The organism is Micromonospora sp. NPDC023633, assembly GCF_040640035.1.
GTDB lineage: Bacteria > Actinomycetota > Actinomycetes > Mycobacteriales > Micromonosporaceae > Micromonospora.
Genome location: NZ_JBFABB010000107.1, coordinates 1 through 24,936, shown reverse-complemented (window position 1 = coordinate 24,936; position 24,936 = coordinate 1). Strand labels below are relative to the sequence as shown.

20 protein-coding genes are annotated in these 24,936 nt (G+C 73.3%); 2 read left to right on the top strand and 18 right to left on the bottom strand.

Annotated features, from left to right (window positions below; genetic code table 11):
* Window positions 1–67: 67 nt before the first annotated feature.
* The 11 genes from AB0G13_RS26765 to AB0G13_RS26715 form a co-directional block, all read right to left on the bottom strand.
* Window positions 68–847 (bottom strand): ABC transporter ATP-binding protein, encoded by a 780-nt coding sequence (locus AB0G13_RS26765; protein ID WP_357879695.1) that lies wholly within the window; start codon window positions 845–847, stop codon window positions 68–70.
* Complete coding sequence (locus AB0G13_RS26760; protein ID WP_357879692.1) at window positions 844–1,944, bottom strand: iron ABC transporter permease; 1,101 nt, start codon at window positions 1,942–1,944, stop codon at window positions 844–846. The genes AB0G13_RS26765 and AB0G13_RS26760 overlap by 4 nt, the downstream gene beginning before the upstream one ends.
* 5 nt (window positions 1,945–1,949) lie before the next feature.
* Window positions 1,950–2,978: an ABC transporter substrate-binding protein gene (locus tag AB0G13_RS26755; protein ID WP_357879689.1), complete on the bottom strand. Its 1,029-nt coding sequence runs from the start codon at window positions 2,976–2,978 to the stop codon at window positions 1,950–1,952.
* Window positions 2,975–4,456 (bottom strand): MFS transporter, encoded by a 1,482-nt coding sequence (locus tag AB0G13_RS26750; RefSeq protein WP_357879686.1) that lies wholly within the window; start codon window positions 4,454–4,456, stop codon window positions 2,975–2,977. The genes AB0G13_RS26755 and AB0G13_RS26750 overlap by 4 nt, the downstream gene beginning before the upstream one ends.
* Window positions 4,453–8,283: an amino acid adenylation domain-containing protein gene (locus tag AB0G13_RS26745; RefSeq protein WP_357879683.1), complete on the bottom strand. Its 3,831-nt coding sequence runs from the start codon at window positions 8,281–8,283 to the stop codon at window positions 4,453–4,455. The genes AB0G13_RS26750 and AB0G13_RS26745 overlap by 4 nt, the downstream gene beginning before the upstream one ends.
* Window positions 8,276–8,512: a phosphopantetheine-binding protein gene (locus AB0G13_RS26740; RefSeq protein ID WP_357879680.1), complete on the bottom strand. Its 237-nt coding sequence runs from the start codon at window positions 8,510–8,512 to the stop codon at window positions 8,276–8,278. Before AB0G13_RS26740 ends, AB0G13_RS26745 begins: the two co-directional genes overlap by 8 nt.
* 93 nt (window positions 8,513–8,605) lie before the next feature.
* Window positions 8,606–9,478 carry a TauD/TfdA family dioxygenase gene (locus AB0G13_RS26735; protein ID WP_357879677.1) on the bottom strand — a complete coding sequence of 291 codons (873 nt, stop codon included), beginning with the start codon at window positions 9,476–9,478 and terminating at the stop codon, window positions 8,606–8,608.
* Between the two features lie 105 nt (window positions 9,479–9,583).
* Window positions 9,584–10,429 carry an alpha/beta fold hydrolase gene (locus AB0G13_RS26730; protein WP_357879674.1) on the bottom strand — a complete coding sequence of 282 codons (846 nt, stop codon included), beginning with the start codon at window positions 10,427–10,429 and terminating at the stop codon, window positions 9,584–9,586.
* 51 nt (window positions 10,430–10,480) lie between these two features.
* Window positions 10,481–13,027 (bottom strand): heavy metal translocating P-type ATPase, encoded by a 2,547-nt coding sequence (locus AB0G13_RS26725; protein WP_357879671.1) that lies wholly within the window; start codon window positions 13,025–13,027, stop codon window positions 10,481–10,483.
* Window positions 13,014–14,027: a hypothetical protein gene (locus tag AB0G13_RS26720; protein ID WP_357879668.1), complete on the bottom strand. Its 1,014-nt coding sequence runs from the start codon at window positions 14,025–14,027 to the stop codon at window positions 13,014–13,016. Before AB0G13_RS26720 ends, AB0G13_RS26725 begins: the two co-directional genes overlap by 14 nt.
* Before the next feature lie 142 nt (window positions 14,028–14,169).
* Complete coding sequence (locus tag AB0G13_RS26715) at window positions 14,170–15,192, bottom strand: ketoacyl-ACP synthase III (protein WP_357879665.1); 1,023 nt, start codon at window positions 15,190–15,192, stop codon at window positions 14,170–14,172.
* 510 nt (window positions 15,193–15,702) lie between these two features.
* Between AB0G13_RS26715 and AB0G13_RS26710 the strand changes: the two genes are divergently transcribed.
* Together AB0G13_RS26710 and AB0G13_RS26705 are read left to right on the top strand one after the other, a co-directional pair.
* On the top strand, window positions 15,703–15,834 hold the full coding sequence (locus AB0G13_RS26710; protein ID WP_357879662.1) for a hypothetical protein: 132 nt from the start codon (window positions 15,703–15,705) through the stop codon (window positions 15,832–15,834).
* Window positions 15,834–17,024, top strand: coding sequence for a histidine kinase (locus AB0G13_RS26705; protein WP_357879698.1), 1,191 nt, complete (start codon window positions 15,834–15,836; stop codon window positions 17,022–17,024). The genes AB0G13_RS26710 and AB0G13_RS26705 overlap by 1 nt, the downstream gene beginning before the upstream one ends.
* A gap of 93 nt (window positions 17,025–17,117) precedes the next feature.
* Here the strand turns inward: AB0G13_RS26705 and idi are convergent, their stop codons facing one another.
* The 7 genes from idi to AB0G13_RS26670 form a co-directional block, all read right to left on the bottom strand.
* Entirely contained in the window at window positions 17,118–17,702 is a 585-nt protein-coding gene (gene idi / locus AB0G13_RS26700) for an isopentenyl-diphosphate Delta-isomerase (RefSeq protein WP_357879659.1), read from the bottom strand.
* Window positions 17,703–17,723: 21 nt separating this feature from the next.
* A complete protein-coding gene (locus AB0G13_RS26695) occupies window positions 17,724–18,692 on the bottom strand; it encodes a UbiA family prenyltransferase (RefSeq protein WP_357879656.1) in 969 nt (322 codons plus the stop codon).
* 140 nt (window positions 18,693–18,832) lie between these two features.
* Window positions 18,833–19,639 (bottom strand): TauD/TfdA family dioxygenase, encoded by an 807-nt coding sequence (locus AB0G13_RS26690; protein ID WP_357879653.1) that lies wholly within the window; start codon window positions 19,637–19,639, stop codon window positions 18,833–18,835.
* Window positions 19,636–20,622, bottom strand: a complete 987-nt coding sequence (locus tag AB0G13_RS26685) for an isocyanide synthase family protein (protein ID WP_357879649.1) — start codon at window positions 20,620–20,622, stop codon at window positions 19,636–19,638. Before AB0G13_RS26685 ends, AB0G13_RS26690 begins: the two co-directional genes overlap by 4 nt.
* On the bottom strand, window positions 20,619–23,366 hold the full coding sequence (locus AB0G13_RS26680; protein WP_357879646.1) for an AAA family ATPase: 2,748 nt from the start codon (window positions 23,364–23,366) through the stop codon (window positions 20,619–20,621). Before AB0G13_RS26680 ends, AB0G13_RS26685 begins: the two co-directional genes overlap by 4 nt.
* Window positions 23,367–23,411: 45 nt before the next feature.
* Window positions 23,412–24,203 (bottom strand): alpha/beta fold hydrolase, encoded by a 792-nt coding sequence (locus tag AB0G13_RS26675; RefSeq protein ID WP_357879643.1) that lies wholly within the window; start codon window positions 24,201–24,203, stop codon window positions 23,412–23,414.
* Window positions 24,204–24,264: 61 nt separating this feature from the next.
* A complete protein-coding gene (locus AB0G13_RS26670; protein WP_357879641.1) occupies window positions 24,265–24,438 on the bottom strand; it encodes a hypothetical protein in 174 nt (57 codons plus the stop codon).
* Window positions 24,439–24,936 lie beyond the last annotated feature (498 nt).

Below are 24,936 nucleotides of genomic sequence, written 5' to 3'. Positions count from 1 at the left end.
GCCGCCCGTCGCCGCGCCGCCCGGCCGGACCCGGCCGGGCGGCTTGCACGTCCGCCTCATCCCCGGCTCAGCTTGTCGTGGCCAGCGGCCGGGCACCGTACGTGACGCGGACGACCCCGTCGTCGTGCCGTTCCGTCTCGGCGGTGACCCCGAAGACCCCGGAGAGCACCTGGGGCGTGAGCGCCTCCAGCACCGGCCCCACCGCGACCACCTCCCCGCGGTCCAGCACGACGAGGCGGTGGCAGCTGCGCACCGCGAGGTCCAGGTCGTGCAGCACCGCCAGCGTGGTGACGCCCAGCGTGTGCACCAGCTCCAACAGCTCGAACCGGGCCCGGATGTCCAGGTGGTTGGTCGGCTCGTCGAGCACCAGGAGCTGCGGCTGCTGGGCGAGCGCCCTGGCGAGCAGCACCCGCTGCTTCTCGCCGCCGGAGAGCGAGCCGTAGATCCGGTCCGCGTGCTCCAGCATCCCGGTGCGCGTCAACGCGTCGACGACGATGTCGTGGTCCTCGGGGGTCTCGCGGTCGAACACCCCCTTGTGCGGCGTCCGCCCCAGCGCGGCGACCTCCTGCACGGTCAGCCCCGGCGGCGTGGGGCTGTTCTGCAGCACGGCGGCGGTCCGCCGCGCGGCTGCCCGGGCCGACAGCGACCAGACGTCCTCGTCGCCGAGGAGCACCCGGCCGCCGGTCGGGCGGACCGACCGGTAGATCGTCCGCAGGAGCGTGGACTTGCCGCTGCCGTTGGGGCCGATCAGGCCGACGACCTCGCCGGGCGCGACGTCCAGGTTGACGTCGCGGAGGATCGGTTTACTGCCGATGGAGACGCACACCTGCTGCACCTGAAGCTTCATGAGTGGGACAGGCTCCTATCCCGGCGCATCAGCCAGATGAAGAACGGTGCGCCGAAGAGGGCGGTCAGGATGTTGAGGGGCAGTTCGTTCGGCGGGTCGACCGTCCGGCACAGCAGGTCGACGATCACGAGGTAGACCGCGCCGACGAGCGCCGCGAGGGGCAGGACCCGCCGGTGGTCCACGCCGAACGCGAGGCGCACCAGGTGCGGCACCATCAGCCCGACGAAGCCGATGCCGCCGGCCACGGCGATGAGCACGCCCGCGAGCAGCGACGTCAGGACGATCGACACGATCCGCAGTCGCTTGACGTCGATCCCGAGGGCGGTCGCCGACTCGTCGCCGGTGACCAGCGCGTTGAACTGCCGGGCGTACAGGGTCAGCAGCACGGTGACGGCGAGGACGACCACGCCCGCGACCTGGAGCTGCTCCCAGCGGGCACCCGCGACGCTGCCGAGCAGCCAGAACATGATCTGGCGCATGTTGTTGGGCGTCGTCTGCAACTGCAGCAGGCTCGTGATCGACGTGAAGACGTAGCTGATCGCGACCCCCGCGAGCACGAGCCGGACCGGGTTGAGCCGCCCGCTCTGCTGGCCGAGGGTGAACACCAGCGCCACCGCCAGCATCGCGCCGACGAACGCCGCGCCCGACACGCCGAGTCCACCGAGCGTCCCCGCGCCCAGTGCCATCACGGTGACGGCGCCGACCGAGCCGCCCGCCGACACCCCGAGGATGAAGGGGTCGGCGAGCGGGTTGGCCACGAGGGCCTGCAGGACGACGCCCGCGACCGCGAGCCCGGCGCCGCAGAGCGCCGCCAGCAGCACCCGGGGGATCCGGAAGGTCCAGACGATCTGGTCGTGCGCCGGGTCCACCGCGGGGGTGGCCCCGGTCAGGTGCGCCCAGACGATCCGGCCGGTGTCGCCGACGGAGACGTGCACCGACCCGACGGCCGCCGCGACGAGGATCAGGACGACCAGCAGCACGCCGAGCACGAGCAGGCACAGCGGGAGCGGCGCGCCGTGCAGGGGGGCCGGCCGGGTGACGGTGCGCTTCGGCGCGGCCGACACCCGGCCGTTCGTGGAACGCGACAAGGTGGTCATGGCGCTCAGAACGCCTCGGGGTGCGCGGCCTGCGCGATCTTGGAGACCGCGAGGTGGTTGCTGGGGCCGAGGTAGATCGAGTCGGACAGCACGACGTAGCGGTTGTTCTTCGCCGCGTCCCACTGCGGGAACTGGGCGAGCAGCTTCTTCGCGTCCGCGTCCGGATCCTTCGACATGTAGTTCACGACGAGCAGGACGTCCACGTCGGCCTTGGCCACCTGCTCGCGGGAGAGGTTGGCGAACATCTGGTCGGTGGCGCCCTCGAAGGCGTTCACCGCGCCCGCCTTGGCCATGATGTCGTTCCAGATCCCGTTGCCGCCGACCGAGCTGAACTCGCCGCCCATCGCCATGCCGGGGATGATCAGCATGACCTTCTGCTTCGGCAGGTTCGCGGTCTTCGCCCCGACGGCGGCGATCTGCGCCTTCGAGTCGGCGATGATCTTCTCGGCGCGCTCGGACACCCCGAAGATGGCACCGAGGTCGCGCAGCAGCGCGTAGCTGTCCTCGACGGTCGGCGTGCCCGAGACCGTGCCGACCTCGCCGCACGAGCTCTTCGGGGCGTACGTGTTGGCCCCGACGGCGGCGAGGTCGTCACGGGTGGCGAAGCCGGCCTCGGCGCGGAAGCCCCCGTCGTAGGTGGAGATCACGAAGTCGGGGGTCAGCCCGATCATGGCCTCGCGCGGGATGTCCGACATGTCGTTGAGCTTGATGTTGCCCGTCGGCAGCTTCTTGATCGCGTCGACCCGGCCGTCGACCTCGGAGGCGCCGTAGGACTGCGCGTTGGCGACGATCCGGTCGGCGACGCCGAGTTCCAGCAGCGCGGAGACCTCCGCGACCGACCCGCCGTTCATCACGACCACGCGGCTGGGCGCCTTCTTGTAGGTGTACTCCTTGCCGCAGTTGGTGATCGTCACCGGGTAGCCCGCCTTCGGCGGGTCGTTCGACTGGTCGGCCTCGCTCCTGGCCGCCGTGCAGGCCGTCGTGAGCAGCAGGGCGGCGACGGCCACCGCGAGGGGAAAACGCTTGAGATTCATCCGGTCCTCCGAACGGTTGACGTGGCGACGGGCGTCGGCGCCGCCGCCGGATCCGGTTCCGCTGCCGCGGCCGTGGGCCCGGGCAGGTGGTGCAGACGGACACTGACCAGGCCGGCACAGGTCGCGGAGGCCGCGAGCAGGAGCGCGGTGGCCGCGAAGGCCGTCGCGTGGTCGGCGAAGGGCACGCCGGGGTCGCCGGGCGTCGCGCCGAGCACGGTGCGGTACCAGACCCCGGCGACCGCGACCCCGAGCGCGAGACCGAACTGCGTGACGGTGGTCGCCATGCCGGACGCCGCGCCCGCCTCGGCGGGTTTGACCCGGCCGAGGATCCCGGCCACCAGAGGCGAGACGACCAGGCCCTGCCCGAAGCCGGCCAGCGTGACCACCGCGACGAGCATGGGCGCCTGCGCGGACTCGGGCGCCTGGACGACCGCCGCGCTCGCCAGCAGGACGGCGGCGAGCAGGCCGCAGCCCCAGACCGGGGTCGGCGTCGTCACGAGGCGCCCCACGCGCCGGTTCGCCGCCGAACCCAGCGAGAAGCCGATCCCGAGCGGCACGAACATCAGCGCCGCGGTGAGCGGCGTGAAGCGCAGCCCGGTCTGCAGGTAGTAGGTGAACACGAGGAAGAGCCCCGAGTTCGTGGCGAACAGCGCCAGCACGGTCAGCAGGGACAGCCGCATCCCGGGGGCGGTGACGACCCGCGGCGGGAACAACGGGTTGCCGCCCTCGCGGTGCAGGCGCCGCTGCTGGTTCACGAGCACGACGGAGACGGCGAGCGCGACCGGCACCCCGAGCCACAGCCACGCCGGGCCGCCCGGCCCGAAGACCAGGGGCACGAGCAGGGCGGGCGCCGCCACGATGGTGAGCGCCGCGCCCGCGAGGTCGAGCCGGTGCGGCGCCTTCGGCACGGTACGCGGCAGGATCCCGCCCATCGCCAGGATCGCGATCCCGACGGGCACGTTGACGAGCAGCGCCGGCCGCCAGCCGAGGCCCGCGATGTCCGCCTCGACGATGAGACCGCCGCCCGCGATGCCGCTGATCACGCCCAGGCCGATCACGACGCCGTAGACGCTGATGGCCCGCGCGAGCCGGTCCGGGTCCTGCACGGTGGCCCGGATGATCGCGAGCACCTGGGGGGCCATGAACGCCGCCGCGGCGCCCTGCAGGAACCGGGCCACGATGAGCAGGTCGGCGTCCGGTGCGATGCCGCACAGCAGCGAGGTGAGCGTGAAGCCGGCGACACCCCACAGGAACACGGTGCGGTGCCCCATCCGGTCGCCGAGCCGCGCGCCGGTGACCATCAGGGCCCCGAACGCGATCACGTACGCCGCGCCGACGAACTGGATCTGGTCGAAGCCCGCGCCGAGGTCGCGCTGGATGGACGGGCTCGCCACGTTGACGACGAACCCGTCCACCTGCGTCATGAACGTCGCGGCGAGGACCGCGCCGAGTCCTAGCCACTCGCGCCGTTCGCTCATGCTGCCCTCCGAAGGTCGCCGACAGGTGGGAGTACGGCGCCGACCCGCGCCAGGGGACCGGCGGCGAGCATGCCGTCGTGGGTGCAGTCCAGCCGGTGCACGTCGATGCGCCCGTCGACGTGCGGCTCCCAGCTCTGCGGGCCGGGCCAGTCCGGTGTCTTGCCCTCGGTCGCCTCGACCACCAGCACGTCGCCGGTGAGGCGCCGGGGCGTCCAGTCGGCGGCGAGCCGGGAGTTGCGCGCGAAGGCGTCGTACGCGAGGCGACGCTGCGCCTCGTCGAGGCCGCCCAGCGCGGCCTGGCCGAGCACCGCGGCGGCGGCGTCGTGCTCGCCGGGCGGCGGCAGGTCCCGCCAGGCGGCCGGGACCGGGTACGAGTCGAGCAGCGCGAGCAGGGCCACCGACTCGCCGGACTCCGCGAGCTGCGTGGCCATCTCGTGGGCCACCAGGCCGCCGAACGAGGCGCCGAGCAGGTGGTAGGGCCCGGCGGGCTGGATCTCGCGGATGCGGCGCACGTGGTCGGCGGCCAGCTCGGCGACGCTCGCGCACCGCCCGGCGGCGACCGACTGGAGCCCGTACACCGGGCGGTCGGGCAGGCTCGCCAGCAGCGCGGCGTACGCCCACGCCAGCCCGGTGGCCGGCGCGACGCAGAACAGCGGCGGCCCGCTCCCCCGCGTCCGCAACGGGAGCAGCACCTCCGTCGAGCCTCCGCCGGTGTCCGTAGCGAGCGCCGGCGCGAGCTTCGCGACGGTCGGCGCCTCGAACACCGTCCGGATGCTGATCTCCACGCCGAACTCCGCGCGCACCCGCCCCATCAGCCGGGCGACGAGCAGGGAGTGCCCGCCGAGCGAGAAGAAATCGTCGTCGATGCCGACCTCGGGCAGGCCGAGCAGGTCGGCGAAGAGACCACACAGGACGGCCTCGCGGTGGTCGCGCGGCGCGCGGCCGCCGACCGTCGCGGTCAGGTCCGGCGCGGGCAGCGCCGCGCGGTCGAGCTTGCCGTTCGTGGTACGCGGGATCGCCTCCAGCGCGACGAACGCGGGCGGCACCATGTAGTCGGGCAGCCGCTCCGCCACGAACTGCCGCAGCGCGGCGGGCTCCGGCGCGGCGTCGCCGGCCGGCACGACGTAGCCGACGAGCCGCACCTGACCCGGCGCGTCCTCGCGCGGCACCACCGCCGCCTGGGCGACCACGGGGTGGGCGAGGAGGACCGCCTCGATCTCCCCCGGTTCGATGCGGAAACCACGGATCTTGACCTGGTCGTCCGCGCGGCCGAGGAACTCCAGCGTGCCGTCGCGCCGCCAGCGGGCGAGGTCGCCGGTGCGGTACATCCGGCTGCCCGGGGGCCCGAACGGGTCCGCCACGAACCGCTCGGCGGTCTGCTCCGGCCGGTCGTGGTAGCCGCGCGCCACCGGCGCCCCGGCGAAGTACAGCTCCCCCACCGTGCCGGGCGGCACGAGCCTGCGCGCCGGGTCCAGCACGTACGCCCTGGTGTTGGTGAGCGGCCGGCCCACGATCGGCTCGGCGCTCTCCGCGAGCTGGCACCAGAGGGTGTCGACCGTGCACTCGGTGGGGCCGTACAGGTTGTAGACGGTCATGCCGGCGTCGCGCAGCGCCGTCCAGAGCGCGGGGCCGGTGGCCTCGCCGCCGAGGGCGAGCACGGCGGGCCGGTGCCGGCCGGCGTCGAGGAACCCGTTCGCCACCAGTTCCTCGGCGTACGTGGGGGTGATGTCCATGAAGTCGATTTCGTGCCGGTCGACGTAGTCGAGCATCGCGGCGGGGTCGCGGCGCCGGTCGTCGTCGACGAAGTGCAGCTCGTGGCCGTCGAGCAGCCACAGCAGTCCCTCCCACGACGTGTCGAACGACAGCGACGCGGACAGCGCGGCCCGGCACACCCGGCCGCCGGCCGCCGGCCGGATCATCGTGTCGCGGTGGTGGTGGAAGAGGTTGACCAGGCCGCGGTGCTCGACCACGACGCCCTTCGGGACGCCGGTGGAGCCGGACGTGTAGATGAGGCAGGCCGCGTGCTCGGGCGCGAGGTCGGTGTCCGGCACGGGCGAGTCGGGCGCCGCGGCCAGCTCCGCGACGGTGGCGGGGGCGTCCACGAGCAGGACCGGCACGTCCGCCTGCCGGTGGCCGGCCCAGAGCGCCTCGGTGGCGAGCAGCACGACGGGCGCGCTGTCGGCGAGCATCGCCGCGACCCGCCGGGCGGGCAGGTCCGGGTCGACGGGCACGTACGCGGCGCCGGCCTTGAGCACGGCGAGCAGCCCCACGACCGCCTCCGAGGTGCGGGGCAGCAGGAGCCCCACGTGCCGGTCGGGGCCCGCCCCCCGGGCGACGAGCAGGCGGGCGAGGCGGTCGGCGCGGCGGTCGAGCTCGGCGAAGGTCAGCGTGGCGTCGCCGGCCACCAGCGCCGTACGGTCCGGGGTCGCGGCGGCCTGTGCCGCGAACAGCGCGGGCACGGTCACCGCCGGCAGGGGCCGGGCCGTGTCGTTCCACTCCTCCAGCAGCAGCCTGCGCTCGCCGTCCAGGAGCAGGTCGACGTCGGCGACCGGCGTGTCGGCGGCGTCGGTCACGCGGCGGAGGAAGGCCAGGAACCGGGTCAGGTGACCGGTGAGCTCCGCGTCGTCGTAGCAGTTGGGGTTCGCGTCCAGGACGATCCGCAGGCCGCTGCCGTCCCCGCGGTCGTACACGTGGACGACCAGGTCCTCGACGAGCCCGGCGCTGACGTTGTGCACGACGCCCCGGTGCCCGGCGAAACGCAGGCCGTAGTCGAACGGCATGATGTTGACCGACGGCCCGAACAGCTTGCGCTCGCTGGCGACCATCCTGAGGTCGCGGCGCAGTTGCTCGTAGCGGTAGCGCAGGTGCGGACGCCCGGCCCGCAGCTCCGCCGCGACCTGCGCGGCGAGGCCCGCCAGCGTGTCGGTGGGCTCGACGCGGACCCACAGCGGCACGACGTTGGTCACCATGCACGGCACCCGCAGCGACACCGAGCCGAGCCGCGACATGACCGGCAGCGCGAGCGTGAGCTCGTCCGCGCCGGTCATCCGGTGCAGGTACGCGGCGAAGGCCGCGACGACCGTCTCGCTCCACGTGGTTCCGCTGGCCTTGGCGACCGCCTTCAGCGCGGCGATGCCGGCGCTGTCGAGGTCCGCGGTGGCGCGGAGCACCCTCCGCGCCAGCTTCCCGCTGCGGCGGGCCAGCACCACCGGCGCCGGCCTGCCCGCCGCCCGGGACGTCCAGTGCTCGCGCGCGGCGGCGTACCTGTCCGAGTCGGCCCAGGCCCGGTCCTCGTCGACGACGGCGGCGAGCGACCCGAAGGTCCGGGGCGGCGCCTCCCGCCCCTCGACGGACGCGGTGTAGAGCTCGGCCACCCGGCGGGCGACGAGGGACAGCCCGTACCCGTCCAGGGCGATGTGGTGCACGCGCTGGTACCAGAGGAGGTGGTCCGGGCCGAGCCGGAGGAACGCCTGCCCGAACAGCAGGTCCTTGCGCAGGTCGACGGGGTTGTCGAGGTCCGCGCGCATCCAGGCCAGGGCGGCGGCGAGCGGGTCCGCCTCGGCGCTGGTGTCGACCAGGTGCACCGGCCACGACCTGTCGTCGCGGGGGCGTTGCCACGCGCGCCCCTCGGCGTCCTCCTCGAACACGACGTTCAGCGCCTCGGCCTCGCCCACGGCGGTGCGCACCGCCGCCTCCAGCAGCCCCAGGTCGACCGGGCCGCGGATCTCCACGTACTCGGCCGTGTTGAAGGCGGGGCTGTCCGGGTCGAACTGCTGACCGGTCCAGATCCCCTCCTGGGCGGCGCCCAACGGCAGCGGCTCAGTCATCACGGCCCACCAGCAGCTTCACCCAGTGCTCCAGCGTCGGCCGCTCGGCCAGGTCGACGAAGCTGACCTCGGCGCCGGCCTCGCGCCACCGTTCGATGAGCGTCATCAACCGCACCGAGTCCAGGCCGCAGTCGAACAGGTCCTCCGTGTCGAAGCTCTCGTCCGGGCGACGGTGGAGCATCTCGGCAACGTCCGCCCGGATCGTCGCCGCCGTCAACTGGTCTGCCACGTCATGCCTCTCGACCTCGTGCGATGTGAACACCGGTGGGATCCGACGGTCGACACCGCCGGATCCCACCGCGGATCGAACGTCCGTGCGGGACTAGGCGGCGTCCACGTCGTCGTAGACGGTGACGCGGTAGGACACGGCCGGCTCCGGCGTCGCGGTGTGCAGCGCCCGGTGGACCAGGCTCTGGTTGTCCCAGAGGAGCATGTCGCCCTTCTCGAACGTCTGGAGGTGGATGTTCTCGTGCTGGTAGGTGCGGTCGAGCTGGCCGGTGGCCGTGAGCAGCTCGGCCAGCAGATCCGACCGGTCGTTGCCCTCCGCGTCCTGCAGCGACAGCGTGAAGCCCTCGCTGAGGTACAGGAGGGTCTCGTCCGTGTGCGGGTGCGGGAACGCGAGCGGGCTCGTCACCGGCGGGGTCTTCGCGTTGACCTCGTCGATGATCTCCGAAATCGGCCGGTAGACGTCGGTCGGCCGGATCTTGAAGTACCGCAGCACGCTGTGCGTCGCCGTGGTGTCCTTGACGGCCAGCTTCAGCTCCTCGGAGAGCTGCTCGTAGGCCGTCGCCAGGTTGATGAAGTAGGTGCCGCGGTTCTTCGACGGCACGACCTGCGGGTAGATCATCGTGATGTCGAACGGGCGCGGCATGAACTGGTAGTCCGAGTGCCAGAACTTGCCGGTCTTCGGCACCCCGATCTGGCGGCCGTCCTCCTCCTTGACGTTGGAGGAGACGAACACCTCCTTCACCTCGGGGTGGTGGTAGACCGGCTCGTAGTACTCCGCGACCCGGCCCAGCCGCTGGCCGAGCGCCAGGAACTGCTGCGGCGACAGGTCCTGGTTCTTCAGTACGACGATCTTGTTCGAGTAGATGGCCTTCTTCAGCTCGACGATGTCCTGCGCCGAGGCGGTTTCCGCGTCGAAACCCTCCACGATCACGCCGAACTTCTTTCCAGCCTGCGGGGTGATTTTCATTCGCACTCCTCTGAGCGGTGGTCCCGGGATCCGAGTACCTCAGTAGTCGCGTCCGGTCGGTCAACAGTTCCCGCCCCGACAGATGTGCGGGGCCGAATTGCCAGCTCAATTACCGCGCTGTGGGTTCACATTTCCGAGGGCTCCTCTGCGATTCTCGGCGTGCCTGTCCCGCAGCACCTGGGCGTGACAGGCGTGGATGACGGCGGCGGTGCCGTGCGGGTCGTCGCGTACGACGAAGTGACCGCTGCCGGGGATGACGAAGTGCTGCGCCCTCGGGAGCACCCGCCGGGCCCGCAGCGCGTCGCGCAACGGGACCACGCGGTCCTGGTCGGCCCACACGAGGTTCACCGGCGTCGTGTCGGTGGCGTCGGGCTGGAACGAGTAGAGCCCCGCGTACCGGCTGAGGGCGGACAGGTCACTGGTGATCATGGACGTCACGTCGGCGGCGGCCACGTCCGCCCGGAGGTCGGCGGGCCGGGCCGACACGCTGCCCATGACCATCTTGCGGACCACTCCCCTGCTGAGCAGCCGCCCGCGTGCCCTCGGCCCCACCGCGGCGGTCATCCGCAGCATCGCGTGGGTCCGCACCACGCACATCGAGGCGTGGCAGACCGCCCGGAACCCGATGCTGCACAGGGCGGTCACCGCCGCGACGGGCACCCGACGCGCCAGTTCGAGCGCGATCACCCCGCCGAGCGAGTGCCCGACCACGTGCGGCCTGCGCAGTCCCAGCGCGGCGATCCGCTCCGCGACGTACTCGGCGAGCCGCGGCACGACGTCACGGTCGTACGCGAGCCCCGGCACGCCGCCATGACCGGGCAGGTCGATCGCGAGGGTCCGGGCGAACCCCGGGATGCGTTCGACGACGGCGTCCCAGCTCGCCCGGCCGAGGCCGGCCGCGTGCAGCAGCAGGAGCTGGGGATCCTCCGCGAGCCGTTTCGGCTCGGCCATGGTGCGGCTCCGTTTCTTTCGTACGACGTGCCCGCCCGACGCGTGGGCGCGTCAGGAGGCGGTGACCATCGGGCGCGACGCCTCGGCCGTGTCGGCCCGGTCCGGGAGTTCGTTGCCCGCGAGCGCCTTGAACCGCCGCAGCCGCAGGCTGTTCGACACCACGAACACCGAGCTGCCGGCCATGATCAGACCCGCCAGCATCGGGTTGAGCAGGCCGCTCGCCGCGAGCGGGATGGCCGCGACGTTGTACGCGAAGGCCCAGAACAGGTTGCCCTTGATCGTGCCGAGGGTGCGGCGCGACAGCCGGATGGCGTCCGCGACGACCCGCAGGTCACCGCGTACCACCGTCAGGTCGCCCGACTCGATCGCCACGTCGCTGCCGGTGCCCATAGCGATGCCCAGGTCGGCCTGCGCGAGCGCGGCGGCGTCGTTGACGCCGTCACCGACCATGGCGACGACCTTGCCGTCGGCCTGGAGCCGCTTGACCAGCTCGACCTTTCCGGCGGGGAGCACCTCGGCGACCACGTCGTCGATCCCCACCTCCGCCGCGATCGCCGCCGCCACCGCGGCGTTGTCGCCGGTCAGCAGGAGCGGGTGCAGCCCCAGCCGCTTGAACTGCGCGACCGCTGCCCGGCTGGTGGGCTTGACCCGGTCGGACACGACGAGCATCCCGCGCAGGGCGCCGTCCCACCCGACCATGACCGACGTACGGCCCGCCGCGTCGGCGGTCGCCTTGGCGGCGGTCAGCTCCGGAGGCAGCGCGGTCGCCCACGCGCCGAGCAGCGACGCCCGGCCGACGATGACCTCGTGCCCGTCGACCGTGCCGCGCACGCCGACGCCGGTCTCGCTGGCGAAGTCCGCGACCGCGGGCAGTTCGCCGCACCGTTCCCGCGCGCCCGCGACGACGGCCCGGGCGATGGGGTGCTCCGACGCGCTCTCCAGGGCGCCCGCGAGCCGGAGCAGCTGCTCGTCGGTCTCCCCGTCGACGGGCACGACCTCCACGACGGACATCTCGCCGGTGGTCACCGTGCCGGTCTTGTCGAGCACGACGGTGTCGACGGTCCGCGTGGACTCCAACACCTGCGGTCCCTTGATGAGGATGCCGAGCTGCGCGCCCCGGCCGGTGCCGACCAGCAGCGCGGTCGGCGTCGCCAGTCCCAGCGCGCACGGGCAGGCGATGATCAGCACGGCCACGGCCGCGGTGAACGCCGCCGCCGCCGGCTGGCCGGAGCCGAGCCAGTAGCCCAGCGTGGCGAGCGACAGCGCGATCACCCCGGGCACGAACACCGCCGAGACCTGGTCCGCGAGCCGCTGGACGTCGGCCTTGCCGGTCTGCGCCTCCTCGACGAGCTTGGCCATCTGCGCGAGCTGCGTCTCGCCGCCCACCCGCGTGGCGCGTACGACGAGCCGCCCGCCGGCGTTCACCGTGGCGCCGACAACCTCGTCGCCGGGCCCCACCTCGACGGGTACGGACTCGCCGGTCAGCATGCTCGCGTCGACCGCGGAGGAGCCCTCCTCCACGACGCCGTCGGTCGCCACCTTCTCGCCCGGGCGCACCAGGAACAGGTCGCCGACCGCGAGCGCCGAGATCGGCACGGTCGCCTCGGCGCCGTCGCGCAGCACCGTCACGTCCTTGGCGCCCAGCGACAGCAGCGCGCGCAGCGCGGCGCCGGAGCGGCGCTTCGCGCGGGCCTCGAAGTACCGGCCGCAGAGGATGAAGAGGGTCACGCCCGCGGCGACCTCGAGGTACATGTTGCCCTCGCCGGGCATCCGCTCCAGGGTGATCCGGAACGGGTGCCGCATGCCGGGCACGCCGGCCGTGCCGAGGAACAGCGTGTACAGCGACCAGACGAACGCGGCGAGCGTGCCGACCGAGACCAACGTGTCCATCGAGGCGGCGGCGTGCCGGAGGTTGGCGAAGGCGGCCCGGTGGAACGGCCACGCCCCCCACACCACGACCGGCGCGCTCAGCGTCAGGCAGGCCCACTGCCAGTACTCGAACTGAAGCTGCGAGAACATCGACAGCGCGATGACCGGCACCGCCAGCACGGCGACGACCCAGAGGCGGTGGCGGGCCGCCCGCAGCTCGCGGTCGTGTTCGGCCTCCTCCTCGGCCGCCGGATCCGGGGCGTCCGCCGTCGGCGCGGCGGGCGGTTGCACCGGCCGGGCCGTGAAGCCGATCTCCTCGACGGCGGCGATCACCCGCGCCTGCGTGACCCCGGGCGGGACCAGCACCTTCGCCTTCTCGGTGGCGTAGTTGACGGTCGCCTCCACCCCGTCGATCGCGTTGAGCTGCTTCTCGATGCGCGCCGCGCAGGCCGCGCACGTCATGCCGCCGATCAGCAGTTCCAGGTGGTTCTCGGCCCTGGCCGTGCGCGGCTTCACCGGCCGGGCCGTGAAGCCGATCTCCTCGACGGCGGCGATCACCTGCGCCTGCGTGACCCCGGGCGGGACCAGCACCTTCGCCTTCTCGGTGGCGTAGTTGACGGTCGCCTCCACCCCGTCGATCGCGTTGAGGCGCTTCTCGATGCGCGCGGCGCAGGCCGCGCACGTCATGCCGCCGATCAGCAGTTCCAGGTGGTGCTCAGCCGTGGCCATGCTGGGTGCCCCCCTCCGTGCCGCCGCCGCTCGTGTCGGCGGGGACAGCGGCTCCGCCGTTGCGTACGGCCTCCTCGTTGCGGGCCTTGGCCGCCGCGAAGGCCTCCTCGGTCAGGCCGTGCGGGGGCGGGTTCGGGCCCTTCACGCGCAGGGTGAACGTCGCCGTGCGCACGGTGCCCTGGTGCTGGAAGTCCAGGAACAGCCGGTAATCGCCGAAGCTGGGCGCGGTGGCGTGGAACAGGATGTCCGGACCGGGGGCGGTCTGCCCGTCGCCCGGCGTGCCGTCGGGGTGGACGTGCAGGTACGCCATGTCGCCGTCGCGCAGCGCGACCAGGTGGCCGAAGGCGCCCAGGTACGGCTCCAGGTCGGTGACCGGCTTGCCGTCCTTCGCGACCCTGAGCGTCAGGTTGCCGCTCTTGCCGGGGGTGAGCTCGCCGCCGAGGGTCACCGTGTACCCGTCCACCGTCGCGGTGGTCGAGGGCGCGGGCAGCGCCTCCGGCCGGTAGTCGCCCGACACCGACACGTCGGCCCCGAGCGTCTCGCCGTGGATGCCCCACAGCGGCATGTAGTCGGCGAAGACGCGGTACTCGCCCGCCGCCGGGAACGTCAGCGGCACCCGCCACACGCCGTCCGCGCCGAGGTTCGGGTGGACGTGCTGGAAGTTCGTCAGGTCGCGCCGCGCCACGATGAGGTGCATCAGCTTCTCGTGCTGCGGCTTGTACTTCACCAGCGGCGTGCCGTCGTGTTGCAGGATCTGGAAGGCGAAGGTCTGCTTCGTGCCCGCCCGGACGTTGTCCGTGATCACCTTCAGGGTCATGCTCTCGTGGGTGAGGGTCAGGCCGTACGAGGACTCCTCGGCCACGGCGGCCGGCTTGGCGGCGGGTACGGGTGCGGGTGCGGCGGTTGGCGGGGGCCCGACCACGCGGCCGACGGTGTAGGCGCTCCCGAGCACCAGCACCAGGGCGAGCGCGAACGCGCCGAGCTTCGTCAAGGTCTTCATTGGTAACCGTCCTGTGTCGACAGGGTTGGCGTGGAAGCGGGCCGGGGGCGGGGAGCCGTCCTCCCGCGGTCGGGTCCGTCGTGGGGGTCGGCCGGGCGGCCCGTCACCCGTCTCCGCGGCGTGCGGGGGCCGGCCGGCGGGCTCACCGGTCACCGCCGGGGTCCGGGCCGGGCGCCCGGCCCCAGCGCAGCAGGCACGCCCCGAACGACATCCCCCCGCCGAACGCCAGCAGGAGGACGAGGTCTCCGTCGCGGAGCAGTCCGGCCCGGTTGGCGTGGTCGAGGGTGAGCGGCACCGACGCGCTGCCGCAGTTCGCGTACTCCTCCACCGTGCGGTGCGTGTGCGCGGCGGTCAGCCCGCACGCGCGCACCAGCTCGTCGAGGAGCAGGCCGTTGGGCTGGTGCGGCACGACGTGCGCGACGTCCGCCGCGCCGACGCCCGCCCTGGCCAGCAGCTTGTCCACGAACGGCGGGACCTCCTGCAGGACGAGCTCGGTGACGCCCCGGCCGTGCATGCGGAAGAAGTGGCTGCCGTCCGCCACGGTCGTCGCGGACGCCGGCAGCCGGCTGCCGCCCGCCGCGACCCGGATCAGGTCGCCGGCGTCGCCCCGGCTGGCCAGCTCGTACTCGACGACACCGCGCCCCGGTGGCGCCGTCCCCACGACGGCCGCGCCGGCGCCGTCGCCGAACAGCACGGCGGTGCGCCGGTCGTCGAAGTCCAGGATGCGCGAGTACACGTCGGCGCCGACCACGAGCGCGTGGGTGCCCGGCCGGTCCGCCACCAGCGACTGCGCCAGCACCAGGGCGTGCACGAATCCCGCGCACACCGCGTTGACGTCGAAGCACGCGGCCCCGTACGCGCCGAGACGTTCCTGCACCAGGCAGGCCGTCGGCGGCTGCGGATGGTCCGGGGTCGACGTCGACACGATGAGGTAGTCGACGCGGTCGACACCGAGGTCCGCGTCCCGCAGCGCGCGGGCCGCGGCCCGCACGGCGAGGTCCGACGTGGCCTCCTCCGCCGCCGCGAAACGGCGCGAACGAATGGCGGTCTTGCGCACGATCCATTCCGGACTCGCACCCGGCACGTGACGCGCGATTTCCTCGTTCGGCAATGCTCGCGCGGGCACCCAGGATCCGGTGCCCAGAATTCCGACGGATGAGGACACAGCAGCCTCCAGAGAGGAGAGGCATTTCGTGCCTGCAAATTAGCCGAGTCGAACCATCGACCGCAATCATGTGGACCACCGATCGACGCGACCCGCCGCGCAAATTACCGAGCGATGGCGGAAACGATTTCACGGCGATGGAACGCGCAATTTCCGGGCCGCCCGGAACCCTCCGCCGACGTACCGGCGCACGGTTCACCCGTGCAGTTCTCCCGGGGCGGACGTGACACGCGGGGATGGGATCCGGCGCGTGGCCACCGCCATGCTGACGGCACGACCGACGCGCGGCGAGGTCCTGCGGCACGGCCGGCGACCCACGGGGTGGGCCGGTGGACGCCGGCGCCACGCCTCGCCCCGACGACCAGGACCGGACGGAGGCCACCCATGACGGCGCAGACCGCCGCGACGCCCCATCCCGTCAGCGAGCCCACCGGATGGCGGCCCCGGGACCCGGGGGCGCGGGCGGATCCCCGCCGGCACGAACTCATCGTGACCGATACAATGCAATCCGTGGTGATCGGGATCCAGGAGGCGACCATGTCGACCGTGCCGCCGCCCGGGTCGGCGCATCCGGTCGTGCCGCACGTGCCGGGTGTGCCGGCGGTCGGCACGCGCCACGTCCGCAGCGGGCCGTGGCGCTGATGGTCACCGGGACCCGGCCCGCCGGCCTGACGCAGACCCCCGCCGCGCCGGCTGACGCCCTGTCGACCCCGGGCATGCGCCGGGCGAGCCTGTGCGTCCTGGCGGGCGCCGCGAGCGGGGTCGCGGCGTGCACACTCCTCGCCGCCCTGGAGATGCGTCGCGAGCCCGATCCGCGCTGGATCGTGCTCGGCGCGGTCGGGGCGCTGCTCCTGGTCGTGGCGCTCGCCGGGGCGCTGTACCGGTCGGTCATGTCGTGGCCGGCGGTGGCGCCGGCCGCCCGGTGGCTGCTCGCCGGCTGCGCCACGGCCGCCGTGCTGTCCGTTCCGCTCGTCGGGCCGGTCGGGGGCACCCCCGGGCGCGCCTGGGCGTTCGTGGGGGCCGCGCTCGTCGGGGCCGCGCCGCTGCTGCTGCCGATGCGGTACGCGGCGACCCTGATGGCCGCGACGGTGCTGGTCGCCGCGGCGACGGCCTGGTGGCTCGGCGGCCCCGTACGCGACGCGGTGACCGTCACGGTGGTGCTCGGGCTGTCGGTGGCGGTGTGGAACGTCCTGCACCTGTGGTTCTGGACGTTCCGGGCGCAGGCCAGGGAGGGGCGCGACGCCCTGGCCCGCCTGGCGGCGGCCGAGGAGCGACTGCGGTGTGCCCGGGACGTGTACGCCCTGCTCGCGAACGAGCTGTCGGCGCTCGTCCTCAAGGCGGAGCTGGCGTCGCGACTGGCACTGGTCGACGGGGAGCGGACCCGCAAGGAGACCGTCGAGATGCGGGCGCTCGCGGCGGCCGCGCTGGCCCGGATGCGCGAGGCCGTGCACGGCTACCGCAGCGTCGGCCTGCGCGAGCAGGCGCACACGGTGGCCCGGGTGCTGCGGAACTCCGGCGTGCGGTGCACCGTGACGCAGCCGGAGCAGGACCTGCCGCCCGCGCTCACCGGGCCGCTGGTGTCCGTGCTGCGGGAGGCGGGCACCCACGTGCTGCGGCACGGCGAGGCCCGGTGGTGCACCATCGAGATCGTCCGCGAGGGGTCCGCGGCGCGGCTGACGATGGTCAACGACGGCGCCGGCGCCGGTGGCCCGGACATCGACCGCAGCGGGCTGCCGGGGCTGGCCGACCGGCTGCGGGAAGCGGGCGGCACGCTGCGCACCTGGCGGAAGGACGGCACGTTCACCGTGGAGGCCACCGTCCGGGCCGGGTAGTGACCGGTCCGGGCGGCGGGCGCGACACCACCAGCGCCGCAACCGGACGGCGGACCGGCCCCGTGCGGGTGGGCCCGGTCCGCCGTACGCCGCTCAGCCGGTGGCCGTCAGCGCCCCGCCGGGCAGGAGGGACTCGTCGGCCGTGGGCCACCGCGTCGGATCGTCGCCGAGGGTGATCAGCTCGGCGACCTGGAGGCGGCACCACGGCGACACGGAGATGTCGCCCGTGCCCACGGCGTACACGAAGTCCGCCCAGTCGACCCACTCGAAGTCGCCGATGGCGCTCGGGTCGGGGCTCGGGCGATCGTCGGTCACCACCCGGAACACCGGGGACACCGCGTTCTCCGCCACGCCGTTGTCCATCACGGCGCGGTACCGGAACGCTGGCAGGACCAGGTCCGGCGCCGGCGCCGCCAGGCCGAGCTCGGCGCGCACCGTGCGGGTCACCGCCGCGGGGACCGGTTCCCCCGGCACCGGATGCCCGTAGCACGAGTTCGTCCAGATCCCCGGCCACGTGCGCGTCCGGTCGCTGCGCATGGTGAGCAGCAGCTTCGCGTCGCTGGTGAAGACGTAACAGGAGAACGCGAGGTGCAACGGCGTACGCAGGTGGTGCACCGTCGCGCCCTCCGTGGCACCCACGGGCCGTCCCTGTTCGTCGAGCAGCACGACCTGCGCCATGGTGTCCCTCCCCACCGGGATTCAGCTCGCCTGTGCGAAGGCGGCGGCGATCACGGTTCCCCAGCCGGTGCTCGCCACCTGCAACGGCACCAGCTTCGCGCGGGGCCGCAGGAACGCCAGCGCGTCCGCGAGGGGCTTGCCGCGCACGCCGCGCCAGGTGCCCGACACGTGCACCAGCGCGAACGCGATGGCCGCGATCATCGGGACGGCGCCCCAGGTGAAACCGCCGATGGCGAGCACCGACACGCACACCGTGGAGCCGCCGACCGCGATCAGCCCGCTCGCGACCGCCATCGCGCGGGTCAGACCCAGCGCGCGGACGCACGTGCGGATGTTGAAGGCGGCGTCCTCCGGCCAGTCCTCGGCGGTGTTGACCATGACGATGCCCACCTGGTTCGCGCCGAACCCGATGATCACGGCCAGCAGCGGCCACGACAGCTCACCGGGCACGGACCGTACGACGACGAGCATCGGCAGCCAGATCAGCACCGCGGCGAGGCCGGGGATCTGCCCCACGCCGGAGCTCTTCAGGTGCACCGGCGGGATGGAGTACTGGGCGCCGATCCAGAGGGTGAACGCGACCAAGGGCAGGATGTCCCAGTGCCCGGTGCGGAAGGTGAAGTAGGTCGCGAGGGCGAGCACGCCCACGCCGGTGGCGGCGATCTGCCACCGCACGTTGCGCAGCCCCAGCCCGTACACCGCCTCGGACAGCCACGTCTTGTACACGGCGTCGACGTCGCGGTCGGCGTACGCGTTGGTCATGTCGATGAAGTGCATGATGGACAGCGCCATCACGATCACCAGCGCGAAGTGGACGGAGGCCAGGGTGCTCACGTCGTCCACCGACAGCAACGACGGGATCGCGTAGATGGCCAGCATCACGGGCAGGAACTCGACCCGGCGGATGCGGATGGAGTGGTAGATCGGGCGCCGCGCGGCAGCCGGCGCCGGTGTGGGGGGCACGCCCGCGCGCGCCTCTTCGACGGTCATGGTGTCTTCCTTCGAGGTTGAGGAGCAGGTGGCGCTCACCGGGCCGGCGAGCACGGATGTCGCTGCGGCGGCGGTGCCGGTGCGGGCCGGTCCGGCTCGGCGGTCACCGCGCCCTCCCTCGTGAACGCCCCTGACCGTGGTCAGAGGATCTGGATCCGCTGGAGGTGCCGGGAGGAGTTGCCGCGGAAGGCGTTGCGGCCGTGCAGCAGCGCCTGGTTGTCGACGGCGACGATGTCCCCGTCGACCCACTCGTGGTGGTAGCAGACGTCCGGGTGGTGCAGCCGGTCGCGCAGGTCGGCCATGAACGGCTCGGCCTCCTCCGCCGACCTGCCGCCGATGGACACCCAGACCGGGTTGCGGTACCGCTCCGGGTCGAGCGGCTCGCCGTACCGCATGATCGTCTCGCCGGTCTCCGAGTGCGTGGTGAGCAGGGGCGAGACGGTCTCGCCGCCGTAGTAGCCGAGCTTCTCCGTGCGGTAGCTGACCTCCGTCGCCGCCCACTCGCGCACCAGCTCCGGCGAGGCGCGCCGGATCACGTCGGTGCTGTCGGAGAACACCGTCTCGCCACCGCCGCCGGGCACCGGCGCCTCGACGCACTGGAAGAGGAAGTACCGCGGCGCGGCGCGCGCGAACGCGCCGTCCCAGTGGAACGGCACGTCCGTACGGCTGAACAGGTAGTTCTTCGGGTCCTCCTGGACCACCAGGTCCAGGACGGCGCCGAAGTCCCAGGTCAGCACCTCGCCCCAGGTCTCGCAGTAGGCGACGAGGTCCTCCCTGCTCAGCAGGGGGAAGCCGCGCAGCACGACCACCTTGGACTCGATCGTCCAGCGCTCCAGCGTCGCCGGCGCGATGTCCCGCAGGTCGGCGCCGTCGTGTGCCGCCGTCAGCAGCGTGCCGAACGGCGCCAGCGGCGTCCGCTCGAGGCGTAGCTCGTCTGCCGTGGTCATGACGCGATCTCCTCCTGCCGGAAGTGGGGGTTGACGTAGTGGCTCGGCCGGCCGTTGCGCCAGACGAGCGAGGCCCGGTCACTCTCGGCCTGGCTGCGCTTGACCAGCGTCAGGTTGACGCCGTCGTCGAGGACCACGCCGTGCCACGGCGTGAGCCAGCTGTCCCTGGTACGGATGAGGTGGAGGCCGATCTTCTCGGCGTGCCGGGGCTGCGGGTGGATCGACAGCCGCAGCGAGTCGGGGAACTTCGTGCCGACCAGGTCTCCCCAGGCCCGGCTGCGCCGGATCATCTGGTACGCGAACTCCTTGCAGTGCTCGCGCAGCTTGGTCCGGCTCATGCCGGGGTGCAGCGGGGCCTGGTCCTCGAGCATGAAGCGGTGCATGCCGTTGAACAGCGACCGGGCGCCCAGGTCGGTCAGCACCTCGGCGCGGATGTCCTCCAGGGGCGTGGCGTACTCGGCGAGGAGCCGCCGGCGCATCTCGTCGTAGGACATCGCCCCGAACGCGTCGTCGAGCGAGAACATCGAGACCGCGGACGCGCCGGTCTGGTCGATGATGCGCTGCAGCTCCGTGCGGTACGCGGTCACGTCCTCGTCGGGGATGCCGAGCAGGTCGGAGAAGACGTGGCCGTCGGAGCAGATGAGGATCCGCGCGCCCGTCGGGTGGTAGTGGCTGACCTGCTCGCAGAAGGACTGGAGGAACTCGACGGAGATCCGCTCGCCGAGGTCGGGCAGCGAACCGACCACCTTCTCCGGGTTGCGGGACTTCGCGGGGAACGCCGGCAGCACGAAGTGCAGCGGTTCGCCGCTGCGCACGTAGCGGCCCACCCGCTCCTCGTGGGTGGCGAAGCAGTCGTCGCACGGCTGCGCTGCGCACGGGTCGTCGGCGTGTTCGAGACGGCGGAAGCGGAAGACCAGTTCGAGTATCTGCCGGGCGAGCGTGCGCTCCCGGCTACCGAGCTGTTCGTCCTCGGCAACGGTCATGTCGTGTCCGATCGCATCGTGGTTTCCTTGTCGCCGGCGGACGGGCCGACCGGGGCGACGCGCCGGCGCCGCGCGGCACGCGCGCCCTTCGGCGGGTCGATGTGCACCAGCTCCGTACGCGTGCTGATCTTCAACTTCCGGTACGCCCGCGTCAGGTGCTGCTCGACGGTGCTGACGGTGATGAACAGCCGGTCGCCGATCTCCCGGTTGGTGTGCCCCCGGGCGGCCAGGTTTACGACGCGGCGCTCGGCGTCGGTCAGCGTGGCGAGCCCGTCCTTCGCGCCGGCCACCGGAGGGTCGAGGGTGTCGTCGGACGGCTTGAGCTTGCGCCGCAGCAGTTCGGCGTGGCAGCCCTCGGCGAGCTGGAGGGCGTGCGCGCCCATCATCTTGGCGCGCCCGAACTCGCCGAGGGCGTGCCCGGTCTGGCTCAGGTCAGCGAAGACGTGCGCCAGTTCGTGCCGGTCCCCGCTGGCGTGCAGCAGGTCCATCGCCTCGCGCAGCATCACCTGGCGTTGCTTGGGCGCGTACGCCGCCGCCAGCGCCCGCAGCCCCATGCCCTTGGCGCGCGGGGCGTCGCCACCCGGCAGCGCCAGGTGTTCGGTGACCAGCTTCCGGGCCCGGTCCGGCCGCCCCATCCGCACGTACAGCCGGGCGAGGTCGACCCGCCACGGCAGCGTGGAGGGATCGTCGGCGCCCCAGCCCACGGCGAGCTGGCCGGTGGTCTGGAAGTCCGCGAGCGCGGCGTGCCGCCGGTCCACGGCGTCGTAGTAGACGCCCCGGGCCCGCAGGTACTGCGGCCAGAACAGGCTCTGGCGCATCGCGGCCGGCGTCGGCTCCCGCAGGGCCGCCTCGGCCCGGGAGAGCTGCCCGGTCATCGTGCAGGCGAGGACGAGGTGCGCGAGCGGCGAGCCGACGGCGACGCCCCACGCGGCGGGCGGCATCGTGGCCAGCGCGTCGCGCGCGTGCCGCTCGGCGGCGGCGAGGTCGCCGCGGCACAGGGCGATGGCGGCCCGCACGTCGGTCAGCACGGCCCGCCAGCTCGTGATGTCGTGCGACTCGGCCTCCTCGGCCAGCTTCTCGCACCACTCGGCGGCACGGTCGAGGTGGCCGGCGCGGATCAGCACCCGCAGCGCGTGCCACACCGAGACCAGGAGGGAGTCACCGGGACGGGCGCGTTGCAGCACCTCCTCGGCGCGGTCGACGGCCGCCCCCGGCCCGGGGTCGCCGGGATCGTCGCCGCCGTGCGGGCGGCAGTGCCGCAGCCACTCGCGGGTGGCGAGGTGGTCGGCGCCGAGGTCCGGGTCCGGGTGCGCGGTGAGGTCACCCACCCCGCCGAGCGCCTCCGCCGCCTCGTCGTGCCTGCCCTGCCAGGCGAGCGACCGGGCGAGCAGCAGCGCGTCGGCCTCGTCGAGGAGGCCGGCGCGGCCCGCCCTCGCCAGCGACGACAGGTGACGCGGAACCGCCTCGGGGTCGCTGCGCCAGTGCACCCGGACGAGGGCGGCCTCCACGGCGGCCCGCTCGCGGCCGTCCTCGGTGGATCTCAGCGCCAGTTCCAGGCAGTCCGCGGCGTGCCGTACGGCGCCGTCGGCGACGGCCTCGGCGGCTGCCGCGACCAGCACCGGCGTGGCCCAGGGCTCGGCCGGCTCACCGACGCCCACCAGGTGCGCGGCCACCTCGGCGGGGGACGCGCCGTCCTCGTGGAGCAGGCGCGCGGCCCGCGACCGCAGCGCCGACTGCGTGCGCGGCGGGCAGTCGTCGAGCACCGCGGCACGTACCGCCGGGTGGTGGTAGGAGTGGCCCTGGGTGAGGCCCGCCTCGGTGAGCGCGCCGAGCACCTGCCGGGTGGTCGCCGCGCAGAGGCCCACCAGGCCGGTGACGAGCCCGGCGGACGCGGCGGGGCCGACGATCGCGAGAGCGCGGGCGACGTCGAGCAGCCGGGGGTCGCTGCGGTGCAGGCAGGCGAGCGCGGCCTGGACGAACGACTCGCCCACCGTCGGCGCGACGTCCCCGTCGGCGCCGGTGAGGGCGTCGTCGAGCAGCGCGTGCACGAGCATCGGGTTGCCGCCGCTGACGGCGTGCGCCGACGCGGCGAGCCGCCGGGCGGCCTCCGGCCGGATCCGCTCGGCGAGCAGCCGGCCGACGCCGTCGGGCGACAGCGGGAGCAGCCGCAGGTGACGGCAGTGCGGTTGCCGCGTGAGCTCCGCCCGGAACGCCGCCGCCTCGGGCCGCGCGCCGACGCATCCGCTCAGCACGAGCAGCACCCGCGCGAACCGGATGCGCCGTTGCAGGTACAGCAGCGCCTGCAACGACAGGGAGTCCGCGAACTGGACGTCGTCGACGACCACCACCAGGGGGCGGTCGGCGGCGACGTCGAGCAGAACCTGGCAGACGTCCTCCAGCAGCTGCGCGTCGCCGTGCCGCAGGGTGGGGGCGTCCGGGTCCCCCGCCGGCCCGGTGTCACGCCGCAGCAGCGGCAGGTGGTCGGTCGAGGTGGTCTGGGCCCGGAGGCTGTGGAACAGCTGGCCCACCACCCCCAGGGGGATCATGCTCTCCGCGACCGAACAGGCCGCGGTCAGCACGAGCGCGCCGTCGCCGACCGCCACCTCGGCGACGGCGTTCACCAGCCGGGTCTTCCCGCTGGCGACGCCGCCGTCGACCAGCGCGACCCGGCCCTGGCCCGCGGCAGCCGTCGCGTACGTCTCGGCGAGGTCGGACAGCAGGTGTTCTCTCTCGATCAGTGCCATGTGGGTCACCTCCGGACACTCCTGAGGCTCGGGTCGACCGGCGACTCACCCCGGTTGTTCGGCGTGGGCGACCGTGGCGCCGCCGCGCGAAGCCGAGCTGAGCGACCGGGTGTGCGCCCTGACGCTGCGCAGCACCGCGGACATGTTGTCGTTGAGATAGAAGTGACCGCCCGGGTGGACGACGAGATCGAACCCGGCGTCGGTGTGTTCCCGCCACGCCCGCGCCTCGTCGACCGTCACCCGCGGGTCGCTGTCGCCGATGTGCGCGACGATCGGGCAGTCCAGCCGTGGCGCGGGCCGGTACTCGTAGGTCTCGGCCGCGGTGTAGTCGGAGCGGATGGCCGGCAGGACCATCCGCACCACCTCCTCGTCCTCCAGCAGGGCGCTGTCCGTGCCCGCCAGGGCGCGTACCTCGGCGATCAGGCCTGCGTCGTCCCGCAGGTGGGTCCGCTCCTCCTTGCGGAGGTGCGGCGCCCGCCTGCCGGAGACGAACAGCGCGGTCGGGCTGACGCCCGCCCGCCGCAGCCTCAGCGCGACCTCGAACCCGATGGTCGCGCCGAGGCTGTGACCGAACACGGCGATCGGCCGGTCGACCAGCGGAAGCAGCGCCGCCACCAGCCGGTCCGCGATCTCGTGGACCGACGTGAGGCCCGGCTCCCGCAACCGGTCCTGGCGACCGGGGTACTGGACGGCGAGCACGTCGACCTCGGGTGCGAGCGTCCTGGCCACCCGGACGAAGTAGCTCGCCGAGCCGCCCGCGTGCGGCAGGCACAGCAGCCGGGTCGCCGCCTCGTCCGCCGGATGGAACCGGCGCACCCACAGGTCGGTGTCTGTCATCTCGTCCCCCCGCGAATCAGCTCGTGGTCGCCGGTGCCGGCGCGGTCGCGCCGGGGCTCTGTCAGCGGCCCGCGTCCGTCCGGGCCTCGCTCCAGCTGATCGTGGTGGGCCGGACCGCCGCCAGGTCGCTGGTGGTCCAGCTGTCCACGACGTCGATGCGGACGTCACCCTCCGCCGGAGCGTCGGCCCCGTCGAAGAAGAAGGCATTGAGAATCTCGGTCGCGTTGACAGACATGGGAGTCCCCTCTCGCACAGCTTGGCCCGGTGGTGCGGAACGCCACCTAAACCTGCTGGACGGGTGCGTGTTTCAACAAGGTCTGCGTTCATCGTCTCCGCGACGGTTCATCACAGCGGAATCGTGAATCTCTCATACCCGTCGCACACGACAGGCTCGGTGACCTTTGTCAATACCCGGTCCGGCCGCCCGCGCGTTCGGCAGCGCCGCACTCCAGGTAGGACGGCGACCCGGGAGGCCCTTGTGCGACAGGGGTCACGAGCGGTGGGCCGGCCGGCGGAGCGGGCCACGGGAATTGCTCCCCGACAGCCGCGGGAGCAACCTTCGGGAGGTCACGGGCACTGTTCCCCGTCCGGCCGTGCGCCGTTCACCTGGCCCGGATGACGAACTCACGCCCCACCACCACCCGACAATGCCTGACCAGCAACTCCACACTGACGACCCGATAACCCACACCATGCACCCCCACCTCCTGCGGGGTGCCCTAGGGGTGCCTCG